The organism is Stieleria sedimenti, assembly GCF_025060895.1.
Classification (GTDB): domain Bacteria; phylum Planctomycetota; class Planctomycetia; order Pirellulales; family Pirellulaceae; genus Stieleria; species Stieleria sedimenti.
Genome location: NZ_JANZKV010000228.1, coordinates 1 through 20,867, shown reverse-complemented (window position 1 = coordinate 20,867; position 20,867 = coordinate 1). Strand labels below are relative to the sequence as shown.

The 20,867-nt window shown below is 58.1% G+C and carries 8 protein-coding genes; 4 read left to right on the top strand and 4 right to left on the bottom strand.

The features are described 5' to 3' along the window. Positions 1–15 precede the first annotated feature (15 nt). Positions 16–2,976 carry a PVC-type heme-binding CxxCH protein gene (locus tag NZK35_RS26945; RefSeq protein ID WP_259635623.1) on the bottom strand — a complete coding sequence of 987 codons (2,961 nt, stop codon included), beginning with the start codon at positions 2,974–2,976 and terminating at the stop codon, positions 16–18. Positions 2,977–3,295: 319 nt separating this feature from the next. Between NZK35_RS26945 and NZK35_RS26940 the strand changes: the two genes are divergently transcribed. Next, positions 3,296–8,104: a DUF4132 domain-containing protein gene (locus NZK35_RS26940; RefSeq protein WP_259635622.1), complete on the top strand. Its 4,809-nt coding sequence runs from the start codon at positions 3,296–3,298 to the stop codon at positions 8,102–8,104. Positions 8,105–8,330: 226 nt separating this feature from the next. Here NZK35_RS26940 and NZK35_RS26935 read toward each other — a convergent pair whose 3' ends face one another. The 3 genes from NZK35_RS26935 to NZK35_RS26925 form a co-directional block, all read right to left on the bottom strand. Then, positions 8,331–11,261, bottom strand: a complete 2,931-nt coding sequence (locus NZK35_RS26935) for a PVC-type heme-binding CxxCH protein (RefSeq protein ID WP_259635621.1) — start codon at positions 11,259–11,261, stop codon at positions 8,331–8,333. 339 nt (positions 11,262–11,600) lie between these two features. Then, a complete protein-coding gene (locus tag NZK35_RS26930; RefSeq protein ID WP_259635620.1) occupies positions 11,601–12,971 on the bottom strand; it encodes a two-component system sensor histidine kinase NtrB in 1,371 nt (456 codons plus the stop codon). 78 nt (positions 12,972–13,049) lie between these two features. After that, complete coding sequence (locus NZK35_RS26925) at positions 13,050–13,691, bottom strand: carbonic anhydrase (protein ID WP_259635619.1); 642 nt, start codon at positions 13,689–13,691, stop codon at positions 13,050–13,052. A 667-nt stretch (positions 13,692–14,358) separates the two neighbouring features. Here NZK35_RS26925 and NZK35_RS26920 point away from each other — a divergent pair. From NZK35_RS26920 to NZK35_RS26910, 3 genes are all read left to right on the top strand, one after another. Then, positions 14,359–17,523: a DUF2309 domain-containing protein gene (locus NZK35_RS26920; protein ID WP_259635618.1), complete on the top strand. Its 3,165-nt coding sequence runs from the start codon at positions 14,359–14,361 to the stop codon at positions 17,521–17,523. Between the two features lie 176 nt (positions 17,524–17,699). Beyond that, positions 17,700–19,094: a proton-conducting transporter transmembrane domain-containing protein gene (locus NZK35_RS26915; protein ID WP_259635617.1), complete on the top strand. Its 1,395-nt coding sequence runs from the start codon at positions 17,700–17,702 to the stop codon at positions 19,092–19,094. A gap of 46 nt (positions 19,095–19,140) precedes the next feature. After that, positions 19,141–20,589 (top strand): proton-conducting transporter transmembrane domain-containing protein, encoded by a 1,449-nt coding sequence (locus NZK35_RS26910; protein ID WP_259635616.1) that lies wholly within the window; start codon positions 19,141–19,143, stop codon positions 20,587–20,589. Positions 20,590–20,867: the final 278 nt, after the last annotated feature.

Sequence of the window (20,867 nt, the reverse complement as noted above, 5' to 3'; positions counted from 1 at the left end):
ATTTTCCGTATGTTGCTAACGGTCCTTCAAGTACGCCAACAAATCAGCCATCTGCTGCAGCGTAATGTCCTTCTCGATTCCCTCGGGCATCAACGACACGTCACTCGCTTTCATTTGGTCAATCTCGGCCCTGCCGATCGCTTTGGTTTTGCCCTCCGCCATCTTCAAGATCACCGCTTCGCTGGTTTCTGATTCGATCAGTCCCGTGAACACCGAGCCCTCGGCCGTCAAAATCGAATACGAGGTGAAACGCGGTTCGACTTTTGCGTTGGGATCCAAGATGTCGTACAGCAGCGCGGGTTTGGAACGATTGCGGACGTCGGTCAAATCGGGACCCGTCTCATGGCCCTCGCCACTGATCCGGTGACAACTGGCACAGACCCGCGTGAAGACTTGTTTGCCGTGCGCGGCGTCGGCCGTCATCGCCAACGCGCTCTCATAATCCTTGGCCACTTTCTGGCGGTTCGGCGAAACCACTCCGCCAAACAATTTTGTCGCCTGGTCTCGCAGTGGTCCATCGGTGTGTTTGAGCAATCGCACCCGTTGGTCGATACTCAACGCCGACGGATTCATCTTCCCTTCGCTCATCGCGTCAAGCGTCATGCGAGTGGATTCGGTCCGACGCAGCAAGAACGCGATGGCGGTGCCACGGACCGACGGTCCGAGCTCTGGCCACCGATCCAAAACGATCTGCGCAGCCCCTGCCGAGCCGCTGCGTTGCAGCGCCTCCAGACAGGCCGATTGGATTTGCACCGGCTGCTCGCTCGAGAGCAACTCCGCAAACATTTCCGCAGCGGCTTCAAAGGGTTGGTAGGCCATCAACTCGATCGCCGCGACGCGATCCGCGACGGCTTGTTCGGGATCCAACGCAATGTCTCCGCTGCGATCAAACACCGCTTTGAGTGCGACGATGGAATCGCTCAGCTCTGCAGGCGGCTTCGCGATCAGACTTGGCAACGTCATCCGCCCCCGCTCGCCACGATAACGCGGCAGCCCGTCACCGATCCCGGCGATCGCCGCGGCTCGCCACCAATTTTCGTCGCCGTCGCTGCCGAGCAACTCAAAAACCGTTTTCAATTCTGCCTGATCGCCACGGGCGCCGACGATCGCGGCCAGTTTTCGAACCAAATCCAACTTGCCGGCGTTCCCTTGCTCGCGAAACGAACCGTCGGCGATCAACCCGACCAACACCGCACCGCTGCGCTGCCGGAGAGATGTCAGTAATCCGTCGGCAAAGGCGCCGTCGTGCCCATCACGTCGCGCCAGTTGAGTCAACGTTGCGGTGGCCTGTTGAGAATCGTTGGCCGAGAGCGACAACGCGACTTGAAAACGGACGCGGGGGCTGGAGTCGCCCGCGAGCGAGATCAGAGTGTCCCGAACGGCGTCGTCATCGGTCATGGCGCCCGCCAACGTCGCCGCCGCGACACGGCAATGAACGCTCGCGTCGGAACACATCTGCTGGATGTCGGATGGTTTGAGTGTCGATAACCCGTCCAGCGTCCAGAGGGCGTGCAATCGTGTCGTCGGTGATTGCGACGTCAGCAGGCTGCGCAGTCGAGCCGCCTGGTCGGTCGCTTGCTGCTCGACCAACAGCCGTTGACCGAGGAACTGGCGCCAGCCGTTAGCATCGGCGAGCAAGTCAACGAAATCGGATTCGGACTCCGGCGGGGTGAATGGCCGTGGGACCGAACCGGCGGGAACGATTCGATAAATCCTGCCGCGGTCATCGCCGGCCCGCCAATCCAGCTTCGCCGCGATTTCCGGCGGCAGAAATTTTGGGTGTTCCACCCACAAGCGATACATGTCTGCCAGGTACAACGCACCGTCGGGACCGGTGGCCAGGCTGGATGGCCGGAACCAGGTGTCGGTCGAGGCCACAAAATCGCTTTTCTGTTGCGCACGTTTCGCCGTGAATTTCAGAGAAGCGGTGTCGACGATCGACCGTGTCACCAAGTGGCCGATCGGTTCGCAAACAAACACGCTGTCGCGAAACGATTCGTCTCCCAGGTCGCCCGTGTACGCGGTCGTGCCGCATGCCGAGGTATGGGTGCCCGCGTGAGACAGATAGTTGCTCTTCATCGCAACGAGCGGGAAGACTTGAGATTGTCCGCCCGAAGGAGCGACGTCGTAGTACGGGCCGCTGACGATGTGAAACGGGTTCCGCGCCAAGACGTTCGGGGCGAGAAAGGTCGTGATGATCGGGTTTCGGTTGGTGCAATAAAACCGATGCCCCCAACGGTCGACCGTGTTGCCGAACTGTCCCATTCCGCTGTCGGCTTCAAATTCCATCGTCTGGGGATGGAAGCGAAAGTCTTTCCGCGGCAGCGCGACGGCTGAATCCGGATCGGTTTTCGAAGTCACATTTCCGGGACCGTAATTCAAGTACACCCAGTTCTCGATTCCCCAGCGTGGGTTGCCGATTTGCATCTGGGGGTGCGCGGGGGTGAAACCGTCGAACAGGGTTTCACGGACATCGGCGACGTGGTCTCCGTCGGTGTCCTTGAGGAACAAGACTTTCGTTTTCGCACCGACCAGCAAGCCTCCCTTGTAGGCCATCATGCTGTGGGCAAAATCCAATTTGTCGGCGAAGACATGTCGGCGGTCCGCAAGGCCGTCACCGTCACTGTCTTCCAACATCACAATCTTTGACAGCGGATCACCACCGTCCTCGGGGCCGATCGGATAGTCGCCGTATTCGACCACGTACATCTCCCCTCGCCGGTCGAAACAGATTGCGACGGGATCGCGAACGAGTGGCTCGGCCGCGAACAGAGAGATTTCATAGCCCGGTTCGATTTGAATCGCGTTGAGCGAATCAGCCGGCGACTTCGGCGGCGCCGTTTCCTGTTCGACCCAATGTCGACCACCACGATTGCTCTCAATCGCCTCGAGTGCAGATTTTGCTTTGTCCTGTTCGGCGGACTGAACTGATGACACAAATAACAAAGCCGCAAGAGTCATCGCAAAACGCATCATTCATCACTCAAGTCAAAACTGAAACTGAAATACGGATCGACCCATTCACTGCAACCGTTGGTGTTTAGCCTTTAAGCGATTTCCCGTCGCTACGACGCAGCGACAGTGGGCGGCTGAAGCCTGCACACCAACACTGATTGCCCCACAATTCACCGCGGAACCGTTATTCTACTAACCACCGTAATCTGGATGTTCCCAAGTCGACACCTTTTTAGCGGTTGCGACGGGAACTCTCCGCGGCGTACCTGGCGAAGCAGTCGACCAGCTTGCACAGGACGTCGCGTTTCAATACACGTCGAAGAAGGCACCAGGTTGGAAGTTGAGTACGCTCGAAAAAGTGATTCTGACGCACCAAGTCACCGGCCCGACAAGCGACCGTGTTGTGGCTGCAAAACAATCCGCCTCGCAGATTTCCGATCCAGCGCTAAAATCGATCGCCGGATGCTTGATCCAAACCGGAATGGAAGTGTTGGACAAGAACGGCGGCAGCGGCGACGATGAAGAAAAGTACGATTTCGAGCAAATCCAGCGGCTGATGGGGGATCGCTGCGATGATGACCTGAAGCCGGTCTTTGCAGCAGTCTTCGGTGAGTTGGGGGCGGAGGTCGCAAACGCTTGGCAGGCGCTCCGGCACTTGCCATTTGATGCCATGCTGCAGGGGACGCCCGCCCGATGCCCCCGATTGAACTCGGCAACGCTGAAAGTGCGATTCGGTTGGTTGTGTGAACTGGCCAAGGTCGTCTACCGTTTTCCCGCGGGCTTAGTCACCCCGGAATGGCTTGCCGTTCATGGAGCCGGATTGACCCGTGAAACCACGGCTGATTTGATGTTGCGGGTGTTCGGGTTGGCGAACAACGCCACTGGAGAGCAGGATGTGGTCGGTCGGCTCTTGGGTTGCGTCATCGCGACGGAATCCACAAGCGGAGAAAACGTCTACGAAACACTCGCTCTGATCGCGCGGGGAAAACACCCAGTAGGAGAAGCTGGCGTCTATGTGTATCGGGCACTGTGGGGCAGCATTCAAGATCGCTCGCACGACCTGCTGATCGATTTGCTTCGATGTAGCGAAGACGCGGCTCAAATTGAGTCGATCGTTCGCAGTGCTACCGATGGAGGTCCGGCGGCGATTGCGGCGGTCTTGCGGGTCGCATCGGAAACTCAACTTCTGAATCAGAAACCGATTGCCGAATGCATCGGTTCCTGGTTGGCCTTGCGACTAGCCGATGTCGATCCTGAAGCCCGTTGTGTCTTGGTAGAGCCTTTCACGCTAACGCTCGAAGGCGCGGTCGGCGAAACGACGTCGAACTTGCAGTCCGCGGCAGTCGATAGCGAGGCAGAGTACGTTCGATTGATAACTGCATTGATGATCGACGCCTCGGAAGTACCCGAGCAAGCGTCAGAACTTCTCGGACATGTCGATGCGGACCGTCGCATGTTGATCGCCGCTCTCCTGCGTCAAGTCAACTTTCCCCGAGCCCTGCATGAATCCGTCTCGCGATTTTGGTTGACGCTACTCGACGACGAAGATCTGAACGTCGCTTCCCTCGCCATCTGGTGGCCGGATGATTACCCGGTGCCGACAGATGGCCATCTCATGTTAGAGACGGTCCAACGCGTGAAACAGCGGCTATCGCAACACCGAGGGGAACTTGGCGAGGACGACAAGAGCAAGTCGAAGAAAGAGGCTCAAGCAAAACTGGCCGCAATCATTGGCGCTGTCGCAGATCGATTACCACTCTCCGTACTGATCGAGCACTACCCGGCTGCACGTGCGGGTGAATATCGAGATTGGGGGGGCTACGAAAAACACTTCAAATCGTGCACGATCACAAGTCCCGAGGATCGCGCAGTGGCCATTGGGTTTATCAAGCGTTCCAAATCGGATGAAGAAGCTTGTCTGTTGATCGCCGCCGTGGTCCGTGATGGAGTTTCTCCGGCTGACCTCGATTGGCTTCGACCCTACCTCGAAGTCAAAAACGAATACAGCAAACCTCATGCGGCAACGTTGATCGCCGCCAATGCCCCAGAGCAAGATTTGCATGAAATCGTTGATGCGATACTTTCAGAACGCAAGAAAGAAATCCGCTTGGGCGGTCAGGTCATGCTCGCCGAAATGATCAACGCCGCGCGATCCACCGCATGGGCGGTGCAACGTGTGGCCGATCTGTCAACGCGTAAAAAACTGACCAAAGATGAAAAGGTCAGTATCGGGAAGATTCGCAAATTGATTCCGAACAGACTTCTCTCCCAAGCGAAATCGCAACAGAAAAAGGAAACGCCGACAAAGCAGACGATCGAAAGCGATCGACAAACCGACGCGTCGCAAGTCACGCCGGTGAAGAAGCCTTGTTCCCATCAACCTGAATTAGACTTTCAACAGATTTCGAAAACGTTCAAACAACTGACGAAATTAGTGGAACAGCAAAAAGACGTTCGCATCAGGATGGTGCAAGATAATGAGGTCCGCAGCGGTCGCTTGGTTGAGTTGCCAATCGAACACGCCGCGACCAAGGGTTACCGCATGTCGACAAGACTGAACGACGATTTCCCGTTGGCTGAGGTTTGGCAATCCTGGTACGAATCGGAAGAACAATCTGCCCTCCGTGAGTCAACGGTGCTGGAACAGATCTTTGTCATTGTGCACTTGAACCGGTTTCGGAAGACCGCCTTTATTTTTCCGGAAAAGCGCCAGCCTTACCTCGACTTGTTTGTGTGGGATGATCCGCTTCTGCAATCCGACGTTGCGAAACATGTTTTCGGCGTCGTGTGTTGGCTTGCAAGCAAGAATGCGAATGCTGCCGGCGCGCAGACGTTGCTCGATTATTTCGAGGGTTACCTCGCATCGATTTCCGAAAGCGTCTGGCGGGCGGATGCAGACGCGTTTGCGACACGATGCCGAAGTCGCCATTCGTCGGGACTGCCGATCGCGCTCGATTGCTGGGATCGATTGATCAATGATTACTTGGTCGGATTCGAAACCCGCTTTCCACCCGAGGTTGCGGAACGATATTGGCATTTGCTTCGCTTTGTCGACAAGCCGGCCGAGGATGTGCCGAGTCTGCCGCCGCAGATGCACATCACCGCCAGTGCGTTCGGTGCCGGAAAAGCAACCGTCGCCGATCTGCGAGAGACATGGCGAACGTCACGCATGGGCGGTGAACCCTTGCAAGACGCGACCGATGTGGATGAAGACTCCGTGCGAATTCGAAAGCATGCGCAACCACGCGAAGCGGAATACGATGCAGCCTTGAACGAATTGATTGACGAAACCGTCGCAACGGCCCTGTTTCAGAAGTCAGACGAAACCGACGATGCGATTCGAATGGCGGGACGCATTCGTTCTTACCCCGGTACCGCGCGTCTGATGCGATTGCTCCAAGCTTTGGGGAAAAAGAGATTGTCACGATGGAATCGTCAAAAGCGTAATGAGTTGACCAAGGCGTCGGTGCTCCTTCGGCAACTGGTCGCGTATTCCATGCCGGGCTACGGAGAGACCTGGGAACAGTTCGATTCGGTCGTCAAACAGGCGCTGAAGGAAAAGCGGCTGGATGAACAGAGATTGCTGGAACTCGCCCTCGCTGCGCCGCAATGGGCCCAGTGGATCGGGCGATCGATGTCGCGAACCGGGCTTCTCGAGGCAGTCGAATGGTTGCTTCATCAGGCGGGCGAAGATTGGATTTACACACCTGCGCTTTTCGTCTGGCACAATTTCAATCGGGGCGGCAGCGATTCGTTTCCGACGATGGAACAAATCGCTGAGTCGCCTGACGAAGCGTATAAGCCTTGGCTGAAACTCAGGTCCAACCACTCGGATGTCGATTCGGAATCGGACAACTGCGTCGATATCCAATGGTTCGAGCGAGCATCGCGAGAAATAAGTGCCGCGCATTGGTTGGAACTGGAAGCGTGTTTACCCGCCATCGCGACGCCGCAACGCGTCACGCAGATTCGCACGATCACCGAAGCACTGCGGGGCGATACGGATCGGCAAGAGCTTCGCAGACGGATTGAGTCGGAGATGAATGGGATCGATGTTCAGGCACTCGCACTGATTCCGGTGGCCGTCGGTGAGCAGCGCGAAAGCGATCTGGCGGAGCGAATGAGGATTCTGCAGGAACACCGCCGCGCGGCCAATCGACTGAAGTCGAGCAAACGCGACCAAGCGATCGACGTCAATCGACAAGCGAGAGCGACACTCGCACTGCGAGCCGGGATGGACGACCCCGAACGACTGGAATGGTTCGCCATGATCGATATTCAAGATCGCATCGACGCCGTCTCACCGGTGGAGATCGCTGACACCCTCATGAAGTTGGTTGTCCAGGCCAACGGCAAGCCGATCATCGAAGTCACCAAGTCCGGTAAATCGCAGAAATCGATTCCCGCCAAACTTGGGAAGAAGCCGGAGGTGCAGAAGCTAAAAAAACTGCAAAAGGAATTGCAAACTCAAAGCCGACAAGTGGTGCGATCTCTCGAACAAGCGATGGTGACGGGGGCAACCTTCGAAGCCGCTGAACTGCAACGGTTGCTGCAAGACGGACTGATCGGTCCGCCACTGCGATCGCTGTTGTTGATGCACGGGCAACAGATCGGATTGCCGCGATGGGACAACGATTGTCTCGTGCTGGTCGACGTCGACGGAACCGAATTTCCAATGAATAGCGATCTTCCATTCCGAATTGCGCATGTCTCGGATCTTGCCGAGGCCGGCAGCCTCAAAGCGTGGCGAAACGCTTTCGCCGATCGGGTCCAAGCGATCCCGCAAGTCGAGCGTGAGCTCTTTCAGCCGACCAAAGCCGAATTCGCGTCCCCAAAACCATCGATCACGCGTTTCGCCGACTATGCACTTCGGCAAGACCAAACCCATGCGATTCTGCTGAAAATGGGCTGGCGTTCCGATCGGTTCGAAAGCCCGTTCACCTACGCTCAACATCATCCGCATTCCGGTGTCACCAGTGTCGCAGAACTTGATTTCCCGCCCGGTGATGGAGATCACGTGTGCATCAAGGAGGTTTGGTTTGCCGATCCGCAGCAATCCGCCATTGCCTTGAAGGACGTCGATCGTCGCGTGATGAGCGAGACGATTCGCCAAATCAATCAGATCGCAACCTCGGCGGAGAGCGATTGAATCAAACGAGGATGCAGAGGCCGTTCGCCGACGTGAGCCGTCATGCGTCGTCTCGATTGATGTGGTTTCCTATTGATCAAATGGTCCCACGGTTGTCCAGCGAGGAATTAAACGCGGACAGTCTGATGGTCAAAAAATTAAGTGGTCAAAAAATGAAGTCATCGAGACAGAAGAAAGTCTCTCTCCGGAGGCTGCCATTTTTTGACCAACCCATTTTTTGACCAACTCATTCCAATTCGACCTGAGTCGGATGCATCAAATAACCGATCAGATCGCGGATTTGCTCTTCGGTCAGTGTCGTCAGCAACCCATCGGGCATCGGTGAGAGTGTTGTTTCTTTGACGTTTTCGATCGAATCGATCGGGATGGTTTCTTGGCGGGATTGGGTTTGAATCACCATCGTCTTGTCGTTTTGGGAGACCACCAAACCGTTCAAGACGCGTCCGTCAGCGGTCAGCACGATGGTCATCCGGTGATCTTTGCCGACCACCGCGCTGGGGTCGAGGATGTTTTCCAACAGGTAGTCCAAACTGGATCGTTGGGCGCCGGTCAGGTCGGGACCGATCTTCTCTCCGTCGCCGAACAGCATGTGGCATTGCGAGCACGTTTTCTTGAACAACGCACGTCCTGTCGGCAGATCCGCTTTGGCCAGAACATCGCCAGAAAGCATTGTCTTCACGGCAGCGATTTTCTCGCGTCGTTCCGCCGGCGACTCGCGCAAGGCGCCCCAGGACTCGGTCAGTTTCTCACGCAAGCCATCGTCACCGAGCCCCAGGATCTGGCGGGCGTGAAAGGCGGTGATGTCGCTGCGAGGAATCGGATCTCGATCGGCATCAATGCGATCGAGCAACGCCGCGGCAAAACTCGGTCGGGAAACCAAGATTTCGATTAACCCGGGGCGGTCATTGATGTGGAATCGCCGATACATCTTGGCCAGTTTTTCGCCGACGGCGGGATCGTCGAACCGCGACAAACCTTGGGCGGCCGTCGCGTTCAATTCACGCTGATCCAGCAACGATTCACAGATCTCGCGCAAGTCATCCGGCCGCGCACCGATCAAACTCTCTAGCGCCGATTGCCGTGTCTTGAGCGTAACTTTGGATGACATCGCAAGCTCCCTCAATTCGTCGATCGCCCGGCCGTCACCGAACAGCAGGTTCAACTCGCGAACGGTGTCGGGATTGGCTTTCGCCGCTCGGCTTTGAACGATGCTCGGCCAGGTCTTTGGCATGGGGACTTTCAGCCAGCCGCGATAGGCTTCCGCCATGCCCTCCAGAACGCTCGCCTGCAACGCCGCCGGCATCTTCAGCGAGGCGGTCAACACCTCGTCGAGTGGCGCGGGCGTTGTTTCGACCCGCGTGGCCAACCCCCGTGTGATCCAACGCAGGGTGTCGGGCCAACGACAGTTCGCCGCGACCCGTGCCAAGGCCGCGGGGTCCTGGTCGACCAGCGGTATCAAACCGAACCAGACCATCATCGGTAAATCGCGGTCCGCGGCGAATCGCGGCTGGGCGACCAGTTCGCTGGCAATCAAGGCTCGCTCTCGGACCGGCAAACGCTGCAAGGTCGACGCCAAGGTCAGGTGGACCAACCCGGAAGGGTCTTGCTGCGCGGTCCGTTTCAACGCCGCCAGCGTTTCGGGGTCGTTGGGGTACTCGACATCTCGTTGCGGTCCCAAAAACGTGTCCAGCGGCCAGTGGTCGGTCAGCAGCCGAATCGCCCAGACGCGGACGTGTTCATCGGGATCGCGGAGCAGACTTCGTAGCTGTGCGGGCGTTGTCTTGCCCGCTTGGTAATCCCGCCAAAGCTGGGGCAATTCGCCGTCACCGGCCAAGCAGGCCGGTTTGCTGAAACGGTGACTCGGCTTGTTGCCGGCGTCATAGCTGATTTTGTAAACGCGTCCGCTGGTTCGGTGCACGCCGGTGTGATCGTGGCATTCACCGGTATCACTCCAGTCGAGCACATAAACATCGCCATCGGGCCCGACGCTGATTTCGATGCCGCGAAAGAACGGGTCTTTGGAAATCAAAAAGTCGGGCTCGTGACTGGCCAGATATCCGGCGCCGTGACGTTTGATCGTTTCGACGTTTGCCCGTAAGCCGTGCATGTTCAACGTGAACAACTTGTTGTGATATTGCTGCGGCCATCGGTCGGATTGATAGATCATCATTCCGATGTGGGCATGTCCGCCTCCCAAATCGTTCGCCGCCCCGTCACGACTGTTGGTCCATGATCCCGAGCGATCGTAGTGGTAGTGATCGGCGATCATGTCCATCCGCTCGAACACCAAGGGATTCGGACTCTCGCCGAACGACTCGATGAAGTGGGCGCCGGGAATGGAATGCCAGAGGTGGCCGATCACGGTGTTGATAAAAAACAGTTCGCCGTTGGCGTCCCAGTCCGATCCCCAGGGATTGACCGTGCCGTGGTTCAGCACTTCGACGGTCTTTCGCTGCGGGTGAAAACGCCACATGCCGCCATCGATCGGAATCCGGCGATCGTCCGGCGTTCCCGGAACACCCAGGTTTCCGGGACAGGAATGGCCGCAACGCCCATACAGCCAACCGTCGGGACCCCAGCGGAGTCCGTTGGCAAAGTTGTGGTAGTTGCTTTGCGAGACCGTGAAACCGTCCAAGACGACTTCGGGTGATCCGTCGGGGACATCGTCACCATCGGCATCGGGGATGAATAGCAACTGCGGGGGGCACATCAACCACACACCGCCACGGCCGATTTCGACGCTGGTCAGCATTTGGACGTTGTCGGTAAACACCTTGCGTGATTCCGCGTGCCCGTCGCCATCGCGGTCATTCAAAATGATCACTCGGTCACGCAGCGAAAGATCAAAGTGCTGGGTGCGATCTGAGTAGGTGTAGTTCTCCGCGACCCACATGCGGCCACGGTCGTCCCAGGCCATCGCGATCGGGTTGCGCACCTCGGGTTCGCTGGCGTAAACCGTCGCCCGGAAACCTTCGGGCAATGTCATCGTAGCGGCGGCTTCGGCAGCGGGCATCGGGCTGGCCTCGGAACTCGCCTCGTTGTTGAACACCGGCGGGAAATCATCGGCCTGGCAGCAGCAGGTGAGCCAGCCGATGACCAGCAGTGACGCGACGGCGGTAACGAATTGCTTGGGGGCGAAGGAGCACCGGGGATTCACGTCGCAGATCTCGATTGAATGGGTGAGGGAAACACGGATCGATCTGCCGAACACTATACCAGCCCGACGCGACCCCAATGCCTTCTACTTTGCCGCCAAGTGGGGTGTTTTTGTTAGCGGTAGGGCGCGAGCCCTCCGGTATGTCCGGCTGAAACCGGCCCGCTTGCGGACTGTCGATTGAGTCGGGATCTGCTGAGTCAATGGTGAGCCGCTGNNACGCGTCGCGGCTCACAAAATCGACAGCCCGCTCGCGCCGTTCCGCTAACACCTAACACCTTCAGAGCCAAAGTAGCTGGGGTTGGGCGCCCGCCCGCGCGCCCCGAATCATTCTGCCCCGAATCATTCTGCCATCTCTCCCCCGCTTTCGACCGTCCCGACAGGCAGAACCACGGTGAACACGGTGCCTTGACCGTTGGACTGAAAATCGATGCTGCCGTCATGTTGGCGAACGATTTTGTCGCACAACGCGAGACCCATTCCGGTGCCTTCATTGCGGGTCGTGAAATAGGGGTCAAAGACTTGGTCCTGAATCTCCGGGGGGATGCCGGCTCCGGTGTCACTCACCGTAATTCTGACATTGCCATTCTCTCCGGCGATTTCAAAGCGGAGCGTTCCGCCATCGGGCATCGCCGCGAGCGCATTGATCGCGAGATTTAAAAAAACTTGTTCCAGACGCGTCGAATCGGCTTGGATCATCCCGACCATCTCCGCCGGCAGATCTGCTACCAGTTTGACATTCTGATGTTCGGCTTGGGGGCGAAGCAGTCGGATCAATTTTTCGACCAGGAACGTCACGTCAACCGGCACACGGCCGAACTCGGCGACGGAGGCATAGTTGCGAAAACCATCGAGTACGTCATTGATGCGCCTGACTTCCGTGTTCAAGATGTCCAGCAACTCGGCGACTTCCGCGTCATCGCTCTCCTGGTCCAGTCGTTCACACAACAGTTGAATGTGCAACGACAGGGCGCTCAGCGGGTTCTTGATTTCGTGTTGCAAACCGGCCGCCAGCGATCCGAGACCCATGTAGCGTTCCATCCTGCGGAGTCGTTCTTCCATCAGCGTTTTTTCGGTGACGTCACGAACGTGAATCACCATGCCGATTTGCTCGTCGTGTCGATTGTGGAGCATCGTGCAACCGGCGCGCAGGGTCGATGGATGGCCGTTGCGGTTGACGCAGTAGTCTCGATCGCGAATCGGTTGATGGTAGGTCGTGATTTCCTCGCAGATCTCGTCCAACAAGGCGTGCTGCGGATCGATCTCGGACAATCGCGTCCCAACGCCATCACCGTTCAATCCGATCAGCTCACGACTGCTGGGGTTGGTGCTGGTGATGACCGCGTTCTTGTCCGTGGTGATGACTCCCACGTCCATGCTGGCCAAGATGTCCGCCGAAAGCACCCGCACGTCGCGGAGCGTTCGTTCGCTGCTCAAGTAACCGCGCACGACCAGCGCGAATGCGATCGCGGTTGCGACGATATTCAATACCAGCAGGAACGACAGGCTGCTCTGAAGGTTCAAATCGCCGGAGAGTTCCTTGGCCACTTGCAGGTCGCTTTCGGGCAAGTGTTGAATCAATCGCGCCACGATCTCCTGTTCGCGACGGACGTTGGACAAGATCCAGGCGGTGACCGAGACCGCGGTCAGACTCAGCAACGCCAGCCCGAATGCGAACCGACGAATCCCCCGCCCGTCATGAGAGTCAAACATCGCGTGTTGCTGTGAGAAGGCTGTCGTTGGAAAAAAAGACTCGTGTGTCACGAGTCTATCCGCCGTCGCACGCTTTCATCATGAGATGCGTTTCCGGTTGGAGATTTTTTCGATACTCACAAACTGGTGCGTGTGGGGGGTGTATGCCAAGACCCTGGCGGTGCTGTCGTCGACGACCCAGCCATGAAGCCGTAATCGCCCAACCGCCAGCCGATCCTGAACGATGGAATGTGACCTCAGGTTTTCAAGCTGATAAAGCGTGTGCTCACAAATCATCAGCGTCTGCCGCTCACTTTGGGTCGTGTAACGATAAAGACGGTCGACCGTCCAACAAGCGTTTTGGTTGAATCGACAACCGGGATCGTTGGGGGCGTGCAGGATCGGTGTTCTCATCCAATAACGCACGATTCGACAGCACAGGTGGTGGCACACGATGATGTCGCGGACACCCTGTTGAACGACCGCGTACTCGAGACTGGCCATTGTGGAATCGTAAGGTTGGTCCGCCGCCGGAATCGACGCCGCCAAATTTTGCACGACGGCACAGCGACCCGGTGTCGCGAAGGAGAGCATGTCGGGAGCCAATCCATGATCGGCACATCCGACGATCAAAACCCGCGGTGAAGCCGCAGCGGCTGATTCACGCACGTCGGCGAGCGAGCCGAATTCGTCTGCCCGCAGGGTGTGAACGTGTTTGTGCAATTGGATACGTCGGTGCATCTCCCCGCCTCGATCGCCGGTCTGTTGGGAATTTCCTCGCTGCACGCTTCGCATACCGCATGCCAATCCGTTTAACCCCCTCTGAGCGACGTTTCTACGGGCAAGAAGCTTCGGTGGTGATGCAATTCAATGCACGGCGTGCAGCGGATTGCAGGTCGACGCGTTGAGTCGCGCATCGTGTACCGTGCATGTCTTTGCAGTTTGCAACGCTGGCCGGCGAAGTGAACACCGCGATGGACCCATCGACCTCCCCTCGCTTCGCTCGACCCTCCTGCCAGGAGGGTGACTTCAAAAACCGTACGACCTCGCAGGCAGAGGGGAAAGCGATGCGGACATCTACATGCTGCGTGCGCAAGTGCATTTCTAACCCCTCCCCATTCGGACTGTGCAAGGTTTTGCACTGCAGTGCAACGCAGTGCACCTGCTCGGATTTAAGGCTGGTGAAGCCGCGTTGCCCGGCTTCACATCGCCTTGCCATTGTATTTTTTCCACTCCCGGATTTGCACGAATGTCCGGCGATTGGCGGGCATGGACGTCAGTCGGGGCCCCCAGGTCGCAAGGTCTCAATCGGTTTGGTACGAATTGTGCCCAGTGAATGACGTCAACACGTGATCACAGCGCGTGACATTCAGATGTGATCACTTTGCCCGAACCATCTGTCGCCACCATGCAAGATGCTACCTCCGCCGTCATCCCCTCGACCGAAGCCTTCGTTCGGCTCGGCGCGGATCAACACTCCAAGCTGCAGGCGGCGATCGAGCACGCGACTCACTTCTTGCCTTCCCAAGGACCCATCTCGGTCTTCGTTCACCACAACACGTTGCATTGCTTTGAGGACATGCCTTTTGAACAGGCGGTGATCGAAGGGGGACGGCGCTACGGCTGCGAGCCCTACTGGCCGGAACAACGCTATCGAAGCGAACTGGCTCGCGGGCGGATCTCAGCGGAGGATCTGCGGCAAGTCTTGATGGATGACCTGGATGAGGAAGCCGATGAATTGGTCGCCAGTTTCGGGACGCGCTACACCCTTCGCTTGGCCATGCTGCAGATGACGCTGCATTCGGCTCCCGATGCGGAGCTGAAATGGTTGCTGGCCGAATCGGATCTGCTGACCCGGTTTCGCGCGGAGGTTTCGCCACAGCGCGCCGAACAGATGGTGGGAAAGACCCGCAGTTGGGTGATGCGTCATCGGGACCTGGCTGGACAAGTCGCCGGGGCGGTCGCCAAGCAGAACGCAGCGGGTGGGCAAGCAGTCGAACGCCTCCGAGGTGATGCGGGGACACGATTGCCCGATGTCGTGGTGTCGGCGGTCGACCGTTCGCGTGGCCAGCCGATTGAAAGGTGGTCCGACGCCCGGTGGGAAGCCTTCACGTTGGAACTGCTGTGGCAGATTTCACGCACCGGCGTCAAATCCGCCGGACTACCCGAATTTGAACGGCGCGATCCGATCCGGTTGCGAGACCTGTTGTGGGAGGTTTCCGGCGAAGACATCGATGTCAGCGTCAACGAAGTGCTGATTCGTTTCTGCGGCGCCTTTCTCGACCAAGGATTTTCCGATTGGGCGTTGCCCGATCGAGGACTCGGATTCGCGCAAGCGTTTGCACGGTTGTATCAGGGATCGCTGGCGGTCACGCCGATTTGGATGAATGGGATCGCCACCGAATTGAACGCGATCCAGGCTGAACCGTTCGATCCGCTCGCCTCGATCCGGCAGTCGCTCGATGCGTTGGGCATCGCCGAGGAAGAGGCCGAAGAGAAGATCGCATCGACGCTGCTGGCCCTGCGAGGCTGGGCGGGCATGATCTGGCAGATGGAGACAAACGCTCCGTTCTTGCAGCACCCGGTTTGCGGCGGAACGTTGAACGAATACCTGGCGATTCGCTTGATGCTCGAACGCTATGCGATCGCTGACTTCGGCGAACGGCTGTACGGGACACGCGATTATCGAGAGATTCGCCGGATCGCCGAGAGCCGACTTGGCGTCAAACCTTCACCCTCGACCGACGAGCGGACGTACACGATTTTTCAACTCGCCCAGGCAGGCGGTTGGACACCCGAACAACTGGTCCACATGACGCCCGGGCAATGGGCGTGTCTGATTCGTGAAATCGAAACGTTCGATTCGGTCCAACGGCGCCGCGTCTTGCACGCCGCTTATGAACGACATTATCGCAATCAGACGCTCGATGCGATCGCCATCCATTCGGCTCGTCGCCGCCAGAAACGTCGGGACACCAAGTCCGGTAAACCCGCGTATGCAGCGGTCTTTTGCATCGATGATCGTGAAGAATCGTTCCGCCGGCACCTGGAAGAAGTCGATCCGGAAAGTGTGACGGCCTCGGCCGCCGGGTTCTTCGCAGTCGCCATGTATTACCAGGGTGTCGACCACGCACACTACCGAGCGCTCTGTCCGGCCATTCTAACGCCGCAGCATTTCGTCCGCGAAGAACCCCTCTTCTCAGCGATGCACGTCAGCGCGAAACGGGCGGAACGGCGTCGCCGCATCGGTTGGTTCACCCACCAAGTTCACACCCACTCGCGGACCATGCTTGGTGGCTGGGTGACCGGGATTTTTGGTGCGTTGGCGACATTCCCGATGGTGGCACGTATCTTGGCGCCGCGGCTGACGTCAAAAATTCGCGAAACGATGGGGTCCTTTGTCAAACCCCCCGCGACCGAGTTGCACTTGGAACGGACCGCCGCAGCACCCGGGCCTGAACCCGAATCGCTCGGTTACAGCTTGGACGAGATGGCGGGGATCGTGATTCGCATCCTGCAAGACATTGGGATGGTCGACAACTTTCCCCCGATCATCGTGTTCTTCGGTCACGGCAGCGGCAGTCTGAACAATCCCCATGAATCCGCTTACAACTGTGGCGCCTGCAGCGGCGGTCGTGGCGGACCCAACGCACGCGCGTTTGCCATGATGGCCAACGATCCTCGCGTCCGACGATTGATCTTCAGACGCGGTGTGCAATTGCCCGATGACGTGCGTTTTGTGGGGGCGTTTCATAACACCTGCAATGATGACGTGGAGTACTACGATCTGGACTTGTTGCCACGGACGCATCGTTTGCTGTTTCGCCGCATCGAAAAAAGCGTTAACGAAACGCGCGCCCGAAATGCTCACGAACGGGCTCGGCGGTTCGAATCCGCGCCGTTGGATCTGACCGTCGAAGAAGCGCTCGAGCATGTCGAAGAGCGGGCGGAAGATTTGTCCCAGGCTCGGCCGGAATACAACCACGCGACCAACGCGGTCGTTACCGTCGGACGTCGCGACTGGACCCGTGGTCTGTTCATGGATCGTCGCGTGTTCTTGACAGAATACGATCCGGCGGTGGACGACGAAAACGTCAGCGTGCTGACCCGGATTCTGCAAGCGGCGATCCCGGTTTGTGCGGGGATCAGTCTGGAATACTACTTTTCCACCGTCGATGTCGAAGGTTACGGCTGTGGATCCAAGTTGCCCCACAACGTGGCGTCGATGATCGGCGTGATGACCGGAGCCGCCAGCGATCTGCGTCCGGGATTGTCTCAGCAGATGGTTGAAATCCACGAACCGATGCGGATCCTGTTCGTCATCGAAACCTCGCCGGAAAAGATGGACAAGATCATCGATGAAAATCCGGGGATCGAACGCTTGATCAAGGGGAACTGGGTGCAGGTTGCGCTGATCGACCCCGAGACCTCGACGATCATGCGGTATGTCAACGGGGCCTATCAACGCTACACCCCGGAGTCGAGCGATTTGCCCGTCGTCGCGTCGTCGGCCGATTGGTACCGCGGCCAACGCGATCACCTGGGCTATGCGTCAATCGAGGAGCACTCGTGAGATGTGCCGATTCAAGCGTGGGGTAAGCATCCTGCTTGCCATCTCGAGACACCCCGGCCATCGCAAGCTGGAAGCTTACGCCACGTTTCGTAAGCTGGAAGCTTACGCCACGTTTCGCAAGCTGGAAGCTTACGCCACTTCGGTCCGCACCCTGCTTTCAATTTGAAGCCTTCATCATGACTCCACTGCACTTACTCTTTCACATCCTCGGCACGGCGGTGGTTGCCAGCCCGATCGTGTTGTTGGCGATTCTCGGGCTTTCGACACTCGTCAATCGTCCCTTGAGCGAGACGTCGATCGCGCGTCTGACGCAGGCAGCCGTGCTGTTTTCGTTGTTGCCCGCTGTTGCCATCCTGGTGATCATGCTCGCAACGGACATTCGCTATGTGCCGATCGAGTTGGGTAACTGGGTGACGATTCCCGAGGAGCAGTTTCAGTTCCATTTGAAATTCGCTTTCGATCGCCTCAGTATTCCTTTCTTGATGCTCTCCTGCGTCCTGTGTGGCGTGGTGGGGGCCTTCACACGTCGTTATTTGCATCGCGAAGAGGGTTATGGGCGTTTCTTCCTGTACTACGCGATGTTTTTTTGTGGCATGGTGCTGTCTTCGTTGGCCAGTACGATCGAAACGTTGTTCGTCGGCTGGGAAATGGTCGGTCTCTCGTCCGCGCTGCTGGTGGCCTATTTTCACGAACGGACCAATCCGGTGCGCAACGGTCAACGGGTGTGGTCAATCTATCGCCTCAGCGACGCCGCGTTTTTGATCGCCGCGATCACGATGCATCACATGACCGGCGAAGGCGACTTCGGCGGGCTGATGAGCAGCGGGGTTTGGCCCGAAGGAACGGCCGCGATCACGTCCAGCCAGGCCTTGATGGTCGGGTCGCTGCTGTTGGTCGCGGCGGCCGGTAAGTCGGCCCTGTTTCCGTTTAGCGGTTGGCTGCCCCGAGCGATGGAAGGCCCGACACCCTCGAGTGCCATTTTCTACGGTGCCTTGTCGGTTCACCTGGGCGCGTTCTTGCTGCTGAGACTCAGTCCGATCCTCGAAGCCTCGTTGACCCTGCAGGTGATGGTCATCAGTCTCGGCGTCGTTTCGGCGGTTTGCGGCGCGGTCATGTCACGCGTGCAAAACGATGTCAAGGCTTCGCTCGCCTACGCCTCGCTGACCCAGGTCGGAATCATCGTCGTGGAGATCGGATTGGGGCTGAAGTATCTGGCACTGATCCACATCATCGGACATGCGAGCCTGCGGACGATGCAATTGTTGCGTGCCCCGACGTTGCTCCGGGACTACAGCGATTTGGAAAACAAGATGGGCACACGATTGCCGCGTGATGCCTGGGTGGGAGCTGGATTATTGCCACCGCGGATGCAGCGTTGGTGCTACCGGTTCGGCTTCGAGCGGGGATTCATGGACATCGCTTTGGACAAGTGGATCGTCCAGCCATTCGTGCGGGTGTTCCGTTGGTGTGATTCGGTGGAGCGACAGGTCACCGATGCGTTGTCCAATGAAGCGTCACGTGAATCCGACCAGGCCGAATTGCACCCCGAAGATTTAAAGTCCGCCGCCTAACGCATCAACGTCCACTCTTTGATCACTTTCCCCCGCAACGCCCACGATGCCCGAGTTTCATTTTCCCTGGATTGAAGTTTCCATTCTGTTTCCCCTGTTCGGGGCGGTTTGGATTCATTGGCTCGGCAACCGCGACAACATCCTGCGACACGCCATCGTGATTTGTTCGGTGACGCTTGCGCTGACGATCGGCGAACTGATCGATTTTGTCTTGATCGGGACGTTCGAGGCGCACGACCATTGGCCGTTTATCGATTGGATGTTTGATCGAGACATTTTTGTCGTTGATGAACTCAGCGCGTTTCAATTGCCGCTGGCTGCGTTGATTTTTCTCGTCACGGTGATGTCGACGCTACGCACCAAAGCGCCGCGGTTTTCGCTGAAACTCGCGTTGGTCTCTGAGACGCTCGTGTTGGCAACGTTCAGCTGTCGTAGCTGTTGGACATTGATTGTGTTGCTGATCGCGGCGACGATTCCTCCCTATTTGGAACTGCGCAACCGTCAGCGGTGCACGCGTCTTTATGTGTTGCACATGGCCGTCTTCGCGGTGCTGCTGGTGGTCGGCTTTGGCTGGCTCAGTGTGATCGAGGTGAACAGTACGGCGGTGCTGATTCCGGGGGCACTGCTGACGGCAGCGGCGCTGTTCCGCAGCGGCGTGTTCCCGTTTCATCTGTGGATGACGGATCTGTTTGAAAAGGCGACCTTCGGAACCGCGATTCTGTTTTCCACGCCGCTGGTCGGCGCCTATGCCGTGATGCGGTTGGTGTTGCCGATCGCGCCGTCTTGGGCGCTGCAGAGTATCGCCGTGCTCTCGTTGGTAACGGCTGTTTATGCGGGATCGATGGCCTTGATCCAACGAGAAGCCCGGCGGATGTTTTGCTTCTTGTTTCTCAGCCAATCCTCTCTGGTGTTGGCGGGACTGGAATTGGTTACCCCAATCGGACTGACCGGTGCGTTGTGCCTGTGGTTGTCCGTGGGGCTGTCGCTGACCGGGTTCGGGATCACGCTCCGCTGTATCGAAGCGCGAATCTCGCGGGTCGCGTTGGCCGATTACCACGGCTTGTATCACCAGATGCCGATGCTGGCGGGTTTCTTCCTGCTGACCGGGCTGGCTGCGATCGGCTTTCCCGCGACGGTCGGCTTCGTCGGCATGGAACTGCTGATCGAAGGTGCGGTGGATGTCTATCCGCTGGTCGGAACGATGGTGGTGATCGCCGCGGCACTTTGCGGGATCACCGTGCTCTCCGCCTACTTTCGCATCTTCACCGGACATCCGACACGGACGCAGGTTCCGATGCACGCCCGTCCGGCCGAACGGATCGCGGTGCTGATGTTGACCCTGCTGATTCTCGGCGGCGGTTTGGTGCCGCAACCCGGCGTCGCGTCACGCTACCACGCCGCCAAAGAACTGACGCGGCTGCGGCAAACGCATCCGATCAATGATGACGCACATGTCGCCACCATCGTCGAGCCGTCGGATCGCAACGAGCGGTGATGGTGGAAGCCGTTGGTGTTTAGCCTTGAGGCGATTCCCGTTCGCTGCGACGCAGCGACAGTGGGCGGCTAAAGCCCAATACCGCTAAGTTAAGCGTCGTTTCTTCAGATGAGGGCCCGTAGGCTCGCGCCAAACGGCTGATATTCGTTTGACATCAGCCGGTTCGCGCCAGCGTCCGGGCCCCCTCATTCATGTTAACTTAGCGGTATTGGGCTAAAGCCTGCACACCAACACTCATGCCCGTGCCATTCGGGTCACGCACCCTACCGCTAACAATG

Excerpts from the sequence above, each read along its gene's own strand:
- NZK35_RS26925 (WP_259635619.1), bottom strand. The coding sequence starts at position 13,691 with ATGCACCGACGTATCCAATTGCACAAACACGTTCACACCCTGCGGGCA.
- NZK35_RS26945 (WP_259635623.1), bottom strand. The coding sequence starts at position 2,976 with ATGATGCGTTTTGCGATGACTCTTGCGGCTTTGTTATTTGTGTCATCA.
- NZK35_RS26920 (WP_259635618.1), top strand. The coding sequence starts at position 14,359 with ATGCAAGATGCTACCTCCGCCGTCATCCCCTCGACCGAAGCCTTCGTT.
- NZK35_RS26915 (WP_259635617.1), top strand. The coding sequence starts at position 17,700 with ATGACTCCACTGCACTTACTCTTTCACATCCTCGGCACGGCGGTGGTT.
- NZK35_RS26930 (WP_259635620.1), bottom strand. The coding sequence starts at position 12,971 with ATGTTTGACTCTCATGACGGGCGGGGGATTCGTCGGTTCGCATTCGGG.
- NZK35_RS26910 (WP_259635616.1), top strand. The coding sequence starts at position 19,141 with ATGCCCGAGTTTCATTTTCCCTGGATTGAAGTTTCCATTCTGTTTCCC.